Source organism: Bacillus sp. 105MF, from assembly GCF_000374885.1.
In the GTDB taxonomy this organism is placed as follows: domain Bacteria; phylum Bacillota; class Bacilli; order Bacillales; family Bacillaceae_G; genus Bacillus_A; species Bacillus_A pseudomycoides.
Genome location: NZ_KB895631.1, coordinates 1 through 10,258 on the forward strand (window position 1 = coordinate 1; position 10,258 = coordinate 10,258).

At 32.8% G+C, this 10,258-nt stretch carries 8 protein-coding genes and 1 pseudogene; 4 read left to right on the plus strand and 5 right to left on the minus strand.

The genetic code is table 11. The features are described from left to right. Positions 1 to 165 (plus strand): annotated as a pseudogene (locus C564_RS33040) (tyrosine-type recombinase/integrase); the annotation flags it as partial. 539 nt (positions 166 to 704) lie between these two features. Here the strand turns inward: C564_RS33040 and C564_RS0130185 are convergent. The 3 genes from C564_RS0130185 to C564_RS0130210 form a co-directional block, all read right to left on the minus strand. Then, a complete protein-coding gene (locus C564_RS0130185) occupies positions 705 to 995 on the minus strand; it encodes a hypothetical protein (RefSeq protein WP_018768035.1) in 291 nt (96 codons plus the stop codon). An 895-nt stretch (positions 996 to 1,890) separates the two neighbouring features. Then, a complete protein-coding gene (locus C564_RS0130200) occupies positions 1,891 to 2,445 on the minus strand; it encodes a DUF3967 domain-containing protein (protein ID WP_018768037.1) in 555 nt (184 codons plus the stop codon). 613 nt (positions 2,446 to 3,058) lie between these two features. Then, complete coding sequence (locus C564_RS0130210) at positions 3,059 to 4,549, minus strand: primase C-terminal domain-containing protein (RefSeq protein ID WP_018768038.1); 1,491 nt, start codon at positions 4,547 to 4,549, stop codon at positions 3,059 to 3,061. Between the two features lie 973 nt (positions 4,550 to 5,522). Here C564_RS0130210 and C564_RS0130220 point away from each other — a divergent pair. The 3 genes from C564_RS0130220 (at position 5,523) to C564_RS37925 (ending at position 7,122) form a co-directional block, all read left to right on the plus strand. Then, on the plus strand, positions 5,523 to 6,353 hold the full coding sequence (locus C564_RS0130220; protein WP_018768039.1) for a ParA family protein: 831 nt from the start codon (positions 5,523 to 5,525) through the stop codon (positions 6,351 to 6,353). Between the two features lie 14 nt (positions 6,354 to 6,367). Next, a complete protein-coding gene (locus tag C564_RS0130225) occupies positions 6,368 to 6,775 on the plus strand; it encodes a hypothetical protein (protein WP_018768040.1) in 408 nt (135 codons plus the stop codon). A 185-nt stretch (positions 6,776 to 6,960) separates the two neighbouring features. Beyond that, positions 6,961 to 7,122, plus strand: coding sequence for a hypothetical protein (locus tag C564_RS37925; RefSeq protein ID WP_165774937.1), 162 nt, complete (start codon positions 6,961 to 6,963; stop codon positions 7,120 to 7,122). A 90-nt stretch (positions 7,123 to 7,212) separates the two neighbouring features. Here the strand turns inward: C564_RS37925 and C564_RS0130235 are convergent, their stop codons facing one another. After that, positions 7,213 to 7,782 (minus strand): DUF3967 domain-containing protein, encoded by a 570-nt coding sequence (locus tag C564_RS0130235; RefSeq protein WP_018768042.1) that lies wholly within the window; start codon positions 7,780 to 7,782, stop codon positions 7,213 to 7,215. 1,849 nt (positions 7,783 to 9,631) lie between these two features. Beyond that, positions 9,632 to 10,189: a hypothetical protein gene (locus C564_RS0130240; protein WP_018768043.1), complete on the minus strand. Its 558-nt coding sequence runs from the start codon at positions 10,187 to 10,189 to the stop codon at positions 9,632 to 9,634. Positions 10,190 to 10,258: the final 69 nt, after the last annotated feature.

Below are 10,258 nucleotides of genomic sequence, written 5' to 3' on the forward strand. Positions count from 1 at the left end.
ACTCACACAATGCGCAAAACATTCGGCTATTGGTTCTATAAACAAACAAAAGATGTCGCTATGTTGCAAGACATACTCAATCACAGTACACCACAAATTACACTCAAATATATTGGTATCAATAAAGAAGAAAAAGATAATATCTTAGATACATTTCAAATTTAAAAAATAAACCACTACCTATTCATATGTAGTGGATAAAATACATGGAATATATATAAGTAAGGAATTCATTCATACCTATAATAACATAATCGTACAAAGGGAATGCTTGTATACTAATCTATACTGCATTCCCTTATTGTAATTGTATGTCCACTATATTTCTATTCTTCCTTTTCTAAAATTAATAAACTGACACCAAATTTCTTGGTTTTCACCCCTTTCTGTATTCACTCCATTGTAATGTAAACTCCGCATTAAATGTCCAATCTATTAGCTGTCCACCCCCTCTGTAAACCATAATAACTTTTACAATAATTATCCCAACTGTCATAAAAACAATAATTAAATTTTTACAAAAGAAAACAACTTGATAAAAACAGGTTGTTTTCTTTTGTAGGGTACAACAAAGAAAGAGTGGAGGATTCAATACACAAACATGTCAATCAAATGGAGTAAATCGACCGATAAGACTAAACATTCTGAAAATTTAATCGCTAAGGGTTTTTGTTTACTCTTTCCTTGTTGTTACGAGTTTAACATTAAAAATAAAATAAATCAACAAAAAAATACAAAATCCTGATAAATTCGACATTTTTTCGAAAGAAAATTGCCTTACCCTCACTTAACTGTAATAAAATAAAAAAAGGAATCAACTCATAAAATAATGAATCAGTTCCTTTTTTATAATGTATGTAGAGTTTCATAATAGTAAAAAACAATATAATATTTCTTTCTATCCTGTCCATAGTATTAGCCCCACCTACGCTAAATACCCTGATAGCCACTCGTGCCATCCAACCCATTATCACTATAACAGAAAGCGCTTTCATTGTAAAGAATCCCCTAATTATTTGGGATTGATTGTCATTTCATTACCATCAGACTATAACCTAAATAAAAACAAAAAAACTTTTTTCTAATAAAACCCATACAAATGATCCATATATTGAGTACACTTCCAATACATGAATCATTTGTATAAGTTTTATTAAGAATAAATCTGAAAAAATTATATTACATAAATGCTTTTAATAAAGTTGCTACTAAAGGAAGTACCCCACCTAAGAAGGTTAAAACTGCTGTTGCAATTGCCATAATGATCACTCCTTGTATTTTTTCTGAATATTTAATTATTTATATTGTATTTTGAAATAACAAAATTAGCAACTCTTTTTAATATGCAATATTGCATCAAAACAACACATAAATTTATTTAATAATATATTATATTTTTTTACTTTTTATTTTCCTTATTCATCTATTTAACAAAAAATAATTTAATACTTAAGAACAAAACTCAAAAGAAAAAGAATCCCTTATTTCTTTTATAAAAATTGCGGAATAATGAACTTATATTACTGCTTTTAAAAGCTCTTGTACGAATGGAATGATTCCACCTATAAATTTTAAAACTGCCATTGCGATTGTCATATTGTTCCCTCTTTTATTACTATATTAAGATTTTATGAATCTCTGTACCTTTATTTTAGTAAGCGCTTTCAAAAATAGCGATGCTTTTTTGAAATATAATATTTTATATCATAGAACCCAATGTTTTACGTAAATAAAAGTATACTTAAAAAACAACATTTTAATAGCAAGGGAATACTTGTATGCTGATCTGTACTGCATTCCCTTAAGTTATGACACTAATTACTTGGCTTTTTCCCTTTTCTGGGGGCCCGTCCTACACTTTCGCAGCATAAACGTATAGGACTCAGTGGATTACTTCCAAAATTGATACCATTTCTTTTCATTACTTGCCGCAACTATCTGTTTTACCTCTTGAAGCTCTCGCATAACAGTCATAACGGCTTGATCACGATCAATAACCTGTTGTTTTTCTATAGCACTGGAATAATCTAATAATTTTTGTTGTGATTCCAATAAACTTGTTAGTTTAGTTATTTGTTCATTTTGATTCTGTAGTTGTTTTTGTTGTAACTCCACTATATCTTTTAATTCTTTCAGTAATACTTTCAAATCATCAGATCCAGGAGTTATAACAGTCATATCTGTATTCTTAACTGTTAATCCTTCCTCTTCTAAAAGAAGTTTACAAGCATCCTCTAGTGTAACTTGCGGCATACTTTTTAATTCTACTAATCTTTGTAACAACCTAACATCATAATCATCAAAAATAACCCGTTCTCGTTCATCTCTTTTAAAGGCATAACAGTTATAACCCTCAATTAATAAGTAGTATTTTTTAACCGTAGAAAGTGATACTTTTAACCTCTTTGCAACTTGAGATACATTTTCATAAATTATAGGAGCCATAAATAGTCATAACCTCCTTTTTAATATCCCAAATTCGTTATAACAGTTATAACTCCTCTATCTTAACACTTTAAATCCAATCTACCCTTTCCATAGCCTAGTTCTCTATGCATAATATTCATTGTATCCTATACTTGCTGATAGATAACTTTAAACTCTTGACCAATCACATAGTCCGCGCATTTTCCTGGCTCATGATTTTTCAGCATATAAGCCAAGACTTCCTGTCCTCACTCATGGGATTCCCCTAATAACTCTTTAATGACGAAACATATAAAACGCTTTGGTGATTATAGGATTGATTTACAAAACATACCGCAATCAATAGAAAAGAGTATACCTGTATAAAAATTAAATTAATCATTTTATTTGAATTAAATCCAATCTAGGACCCATTTTTACATGTAGCTCAGCTGAACCCCCTTATAAAGTACAGTTTATTACATAATTTCACGTACTATATTTAATTGATAAAACAAAACTCAGAAATAGAAGAAATTCTAACAAACCCAACCAATATAAAACACCTAGAAATTCAACTACAGCATACCCCTACAAAACGTAGCACACAGATATAATAGAAATATGTATTGGCAGAGTGGACAAAGTAAAATTAACCGGTATTAAGTACGATTATGTTTGTAGGACTCGTATTCTTTTTCTTATATAATAGCGCCTGTAGACGTTCTGCTGCTTCTGGAACAATTACTTTAATGCAGTGTATATATTTCTCCATTTGTTCCGTTTTACTCTTCATAGCATAGTTAAAAAGCATCGCCAAAGTAGACAGTCCTGTTTGCCTTAGACTTCCTTTTCCGATTACATGGATATATATTTGTTTTGATTTCTTTAACACGCTGTTTAACGTGCTTCTTGGTATTTGTAGCACTTCGCACAATTCCTTTTGAGTAAAGTATACAAATCCTTTTTCTATGTTCTTTTGCACCTTTAAGAAGCCAATGATATCTTGTTCCCATTCGTACCAATGACTACGTACACGATCCTCACGAGCTTTCTTATGTTTATACCAGTACTGTGACGGTGCAACTCCTGAATATGTTGCTTCTCCATCTGCCCAAATTTCTAAAATGTGATTAATAAACTCTTTACTTGCACCTTTATATTTACCTGAGAAGGAACTACGAATAGCCTTTTGAATGCTTGCATTTTTCAAAGGGCTGTTTAAATTCGTATTAAATTCATCTAACAAGTTATAGGCTTCCTCTTCAGTCTTTCCGGATGAATAGCATGCCAAAGCGAGCGTAAATAAAGCATTATCACGCCCAATTACACCTTTTTGACCTTTAATATGTGTGCATGACAGTACCTTTTGCACCCATCCTTCAGTAATTTGTGTTGTACGACTTGGTTTATTTGAAAGTACTTTAAATAAACTCCTGCGGTGGCCAATGTCTTGATCTTTAGACCATTCAATTAAATGAGCTAAATTACATGTACTGTCTGCATCCATCCATACTACATTCTCTTCGTTAGGCATACGGAAGAATCCGAAGTCATTACATGTTAAATCAACACCAGGTAATTGTTCATTTAACGCCCTCCTGATGTTCTCGCTGATTCGCTTCGCACTACGTAATCCACGGAAATCGTTCTTATTTGAAATGAATAATGGATTATCTAGCACGAAATAAGCCTGGTATCCTTTCGGGCTTTCTAGAATGACTGTAGGCATTCCTAATCGGTTGTCCATCGCGGCCAACACAATTTCTCCTGGAGTAACGTCCTTTGTATCGATATCTACAGTGAAGCAATTGATCTGCTTTAGGTTTCGTTCTTCATGCCCTTGAATTACTTTTCTGTTTCTATCAAAATACGTTCCTACTCTAAATACATTCGGAGTCCAGTGCGTTGCTTGTCCAATATGGTCCAGCACTGCTTCTTGAGAAGTTAATACGACTCCTTTTGTTCCATAATCATGAGTGAGATCTTCTTTTGTACGTGTAATAAACACAAATCTGTCGTTCATCTTGATACTAGTATCCTGAGAGTCTAACATGGCAACGCTAGCTCTAGAATTCTTATATTTATATTTTCGTAGTCCATTATGTAAAATCAATTCGATTGCTTGCTGCGCTTTATCCATGTTGAATCTCCTTTCCACTAGATTTTTGACAATAAAAAAAGGTGAGCAGTTATAACACTGCTCACCTTGAAAATTCCCTAAAAAGTATATAAAAACAGAATTTTTCCATATTTAAACGTAATTTTATCGTACTTAAATAAGGGTTTCTATCTTTACAATCCAGCACTAATTAACTATACTAAATACAGATATTTTTATATCTCTAATAACATAGTTCACTAGAACGGGCGGAGAATTTTACAGACTGATGGTGCAGTGTGTAAATGGAATACAAGATGTTGACAGCAAATTGTATTCACCGGGGAGTAAAGTTATTGACGTAACTCTACTCTTTCTGTCAGATTGAGACCTGAGAAATCTCGATTAGACAGCCGTTCTTTTTTATTTGTTTTTGTAAATTATTTATCGAATATGCTCTAAAGAGCTCTTTATATGCTTTATCAAATTGAATCATTTTTTGTAGAAAAACTTGTTGTTTCTTACGTTACAGCAAGTTTTTTTGTTTGTAAATAAAGAAATCACAACTCCAAACTACGTATAAGTAGAAAAGTAGAACTACGAAAAAGTGTAAAATTCTACTTTTCTACCTAGAATCGAAAGTTGGTATACCTTTTCTAACTTTCGCATAAGTAGAAATGTATAATTTTGCACTCATATTTTTAACGTGATCTTCTTAAAAAATGCAATTAACCCTTAATTACCAGTGTATATCGAAGACATCCAAAAACTACGCATAAGTAGAAATGCAGAATTTTCCACCTGCAAAATCACGACTTATATAAACTACGTATAAGTAGAAAAGTAGAAAAGTATACCGAAAAATCTTACGCTAAAGTATACTTTTCTACTCTTTCGATAAATCCGTTTGAAAAACATAAACTTTTCTACGGTATACTGTTGCGAATATTGTATGTAGATGTTACATTTTACTCAAAGGTATACTTATTCGGAGTTTTATGGAGGAATGTCGAAAATGACTAGACAAGCAACTACATACGTAATCGGTAACTTTAAAGGTGGAGTTGGAAAAACAAAAACAGCTACAATGTTGGCTTATGAAGCAGCTACAGTATTTAATGAGAAATGTCTTTTAGTGGATATGGACCCTCAGGGTAACGCTACAAGAGTCCTTGCTAAAACAGGTGACATTGAACAAATAGACAAGTCTATTACAGATGCATTTCTAAATCAAAATTTAGAGAATGAGATTATTCCAGTAATTGAGAATTTGGACATCGTTCCATCTAATACCTCATTTAGAAAACTATCAAAAATCTTATTTGATATGTTCCCTGAAGATGAACTTGCACAGATTACAAATTTAAAAAAATTACTAGAACCATTAAAAGATAAATATGACCGTATTTACATTGATGTACCACCAACAATCAGTGACTACTCAGATAACGCTATGATAGCAGCCGATTATTGTATCATCGTTCTACAAACACAAGAATTATCTTTAGAAGGCGCTCAAACATACATCGCTTATATGCAATTCTTAGCAGAAACATATGACGCCGATTTACAAGTTTTAGGGATTATCCCAATGATGTTACATCAAGGCAAACGAGTGGATAATAAAGTATTACAACAAGCTCAAGAAATGTATGGTGGAAACGTCCTAGATACAATCGTTAGATATCAAGAACGTCTTAAAGTTTATGATATCGAAGGAATTCATAAAACAATTAACGTTAGTGGAAATGTTGATATGTGGGATGAAAAGGCCCACCAACTATTCATTGATGTTCTTAGCGAACTTAATGAACATGAAAACTATTTTGCTACTATTAATGCTTAAGGAGGAGGCTCATAATGTCTAAAGCACCATTTCAACCTATAGTCACAACACCTGGAGGCAAAAACACTTTAAATGACAAAGGTGTGGAGATAAAAGGAACAAACGATTTTGGCCGTAATAATGAGCCTGTTAAGAAAAAGGTTATGACTCCTATCATTAATAAAGGAAAAATACCTGCACCTGAGAAACCAGATCAACGTTTAGTTCCATCTAAAACAGCTAAAATTTCACCAGCTGTTTTGTTAAAACTAAATACTCTTAAACCATTTATAAAAGAACAAGAAAGTATGGATAAAGCATCGATTAACAGCATTATCGATATGCTTCTTGAAAGCTATGTAAATACTAAGCTAACAACTCGACAGTCTGAAGGATATAAAGGAATGTACAAGCACCTTTATGAGATGTTGGAGAAAAAATAAGACACGGCAAGCCGTTAGAGATATTTATAATCTTTAACGGCTTTTTATATAGAAATATCCCTAATTATTAGTGAAAAGAAAATAAATCCATATCTTCACATGGTTTATATTGGGTTTTTTTACACTTATGACCTAATATGTTATTTAACTGTGCTATACTCTTGGTAACAATATTCCATAGGAGGATGATTATCATTAACATGCTTTTAGGTATTATTGGAGCAATTCTTTTACTCGTTTTTGTTGTCCACCCAGGTGTCCCAGATAAACGTGTCCCTCTAAAAAATAAACTAGCAGTAATCTTTCCATTGATTGTTATAGCCGGTCTAATTTCCTTGTATATATAGCTGCAACAAGCCTTTAACAAGCAACATTAAGATAGGTAGAAAAGTAGAAATGTATGCTTTTCTACCTATGCGTAATTTATAATTTTTCATTCACCAGAACTTCCACCAAGGCTTTTTATTCTCTTTTGCTGCTGCAATTTCCGCATGATATTCCTTCATTAATTGTTTTGTCTCCTGGATCTCTCTTAATGTTTTCATCAGATTCTCATCTCGTTCTTCCAATCGTTGTTCAATTCGTTTATTGGCTTGCTCAACTTGTTCATTTAACCTTTTCTCCATTTCCAACATGCTTTGATTCATTTCTTTCGCCATAACGCTGTATTGTTTCTGCAATTGTTGTTGAATATGAAATGGAATTAAATCCGCTTCCTTGGGCTCTTCTTCTTTGATTATACTTATACTTGGATTGATACTTTCTAATTGTTGCATAATAAGCTTCGCTGCTTTTTCAAGCGTTATACTGTCATGCTTACTAAGTTCAATTAACTTTTCTATCACCATAACGTCATGCTCTGTATATTCTCTCTTACCTTGTTTATTCTTCTTAATAATGTAGGATTCTCGTTGGAGGACTTCCACATACTTTCTTAGTGTGCTGTCGCTCACTTGCAAACGACTATAGACGTCTTTAGCGGTATAAATGATTTTCATATCCGACATAACGCTATAACACCTCCTAAAAGAAAATATTCCATAGCGCCTTATTAATTCCTTCAAGTAAAAAAATCTTAATAATTTGTACTTTCATTTATAGGATGCGAGCATAATCATGATTAGTTCTTGTAAGTTTTTTGAAGAAAATAGGTTTGTTATAATTAATTTAGCAATATATGTAGGGGATCTAGTTCCTGGGGAAAAAATTACTTTCTGAAGACGCCGAAGCAGTCTTTGAAGGCCGAGGGTATCAATTATTAGAAACAAAATATATAAGATCTCAAACGCCTATGTGTTCCTTGAAAACAAGATATCATATGAGGTTCGATAGACTAACTCACGCTATCGGTAAAATGATATGTGTCGTCAAGAACAAGACGCTAAAACATTTGGACACAAAACTAGCTGTACGGTATGGTCATAGTACAGTAGCTCACGAACCTATAAGGTCTGTCGTGAGAGTGGTGATGGCACACCGCAATCTTGCACGTCAGCGATACCAGAAATGGACTTCGCCTTTGGTAGCAAGAATCCCAATGGCTTTGCCAGCTTGTCTCTTTAGGGGGGAGTGTCAAATTGTAGCCTTCTATATAAGCGATTCCATCAGTGACTCCTTTTGGAATTTCTGCTGGTTTAGGTGGTTGCTCAGGAACAAAAACCTCAACATCTGCAGTATTATACGTACGTTTCACATCAACACAGAATTGCGTTTCTAATACGTCATGACTAAGTAAATAGTCTAGTGGACCTCATGATTTGTACCGTCAAGATGATGCGTTGTAACGCTATGCGTTCGCAACCCTGTTTCTACACTAACACCACAATCACATAGAATTTTAACAATCCGCTTCAAGTAATCACGTTTTTCGCATAGCGCTACAACGGATGCTCTAGGATAAGATACTGGTTTGATTGAAAAGCTAGGTGCCTCCTACACAATATCGATACCATTCCTCATAATATAGTGTTTAAATTGATCGAAGCTCTAGAGTGCTTTCTTAGAGTCAATACGTTTATACCCTTCTTTATTGAAATAGTAGATCTCTTCAAAATCATGCAATATATAAAATTGTCTTTCTGCTCATTATGAAGACACGGAAGTTACCTTCTAAGTACAATCCAAATGTGCAATTATCTGTCAAAGTGTTATTTTATTAAAATATGGTATGTGAAATTTTATTTGTAGTCTTCCAAAAAACATTTATACTTTCCTTAGATACACACTATAATAAACAACCTAGTTGCCCTAGTGACAATGTTGCTGTCCTAGTCCGTGAGATATATAAGAAGGGAAAACAGCAACACGTTAATGTTTTTGGTTATATATATCTTAACGTATAAAATCTGCAAAATAACGGCAGCCCCCTATACAAATAAAACAAAAAGGTTCGTCACTTGTTCTTTAACATATGCCGAAGAACAAGTGACGAACCCTTTTTCTTGTAAAAACCCTTTTATAATCAAATTTTTTCAGTGATTCATTTTAAAAATAATGTACTCCCCAAAATCAAGAGTTTATACTGCAGAATACAGCTTATTTTACATGTCAGCTTTGTAATATAGGCGCTCATTAGAAAAATAAAAACACTGCTCATTCTTAGAGCAATGTTTCTCTTAAAATCGACTATGAATCTAATAAAACCTCAATCTTTTCAAGAAACCAGTCATGCAACACTTGTCACTATACATGTTTTTTATCAACAAGTGTTGCAATGTATATGTATGCTATATTCCACAAAAAAAGTACAAAATTATTATTTTTATACATAAAAAGAACAGTACAAATTGCAACTTAAAGTAATCGGTACTGTTTCTTATTCATGTATTATTCTTTAAACAATTTATATCTATAAGTTTAAGATGCAGGTACTAATTTCCAAACGAGTTTCTTATCACTTACCTCAGCAAAAATCCCAGGTCTACTACTCCCCCCTTCAGGTATTACTTCTCTATAATTTAAGTATCCATTATCTTCTGCTTGAATTGTATACCCACCCTCTACAGGAGTTATCGTCCAATAAGAAAAATGTGTTATATCCCAATCTAACAACGATGATTCAGGACTATAAGAAATCCACTTAGCAATTTTAGTATTTCCAACAATCATAAAATCAGGAGATTGAATTCGATATTTCCCATTTTCTTCTGAATAATAGAATTTTAAAGAGGTTCCTGTTCCACGTACAAGAGCAACATAGCAGAAATGACGTTGCGCAAGCAATGATTGAAGCGCACTTATTCCCAGTGTTTGGGAATCCGCTGTAACTAAATAATAACGTTTATTTGTATCAATTCTATCTGCTACTTCATTTACTGAATTAGATGATGCAGATGCACTTGCTTTCTCTATTGGCAAAAATCCTAAAAACGTAATCAAAACGAGGAACGATATTAATACTCCTTTAGCCCTCATAACAACACTCCTTTTCATATTTGAATATAATAGAGATATAAATATTTTAAGAACCTAAAAATCTACTAT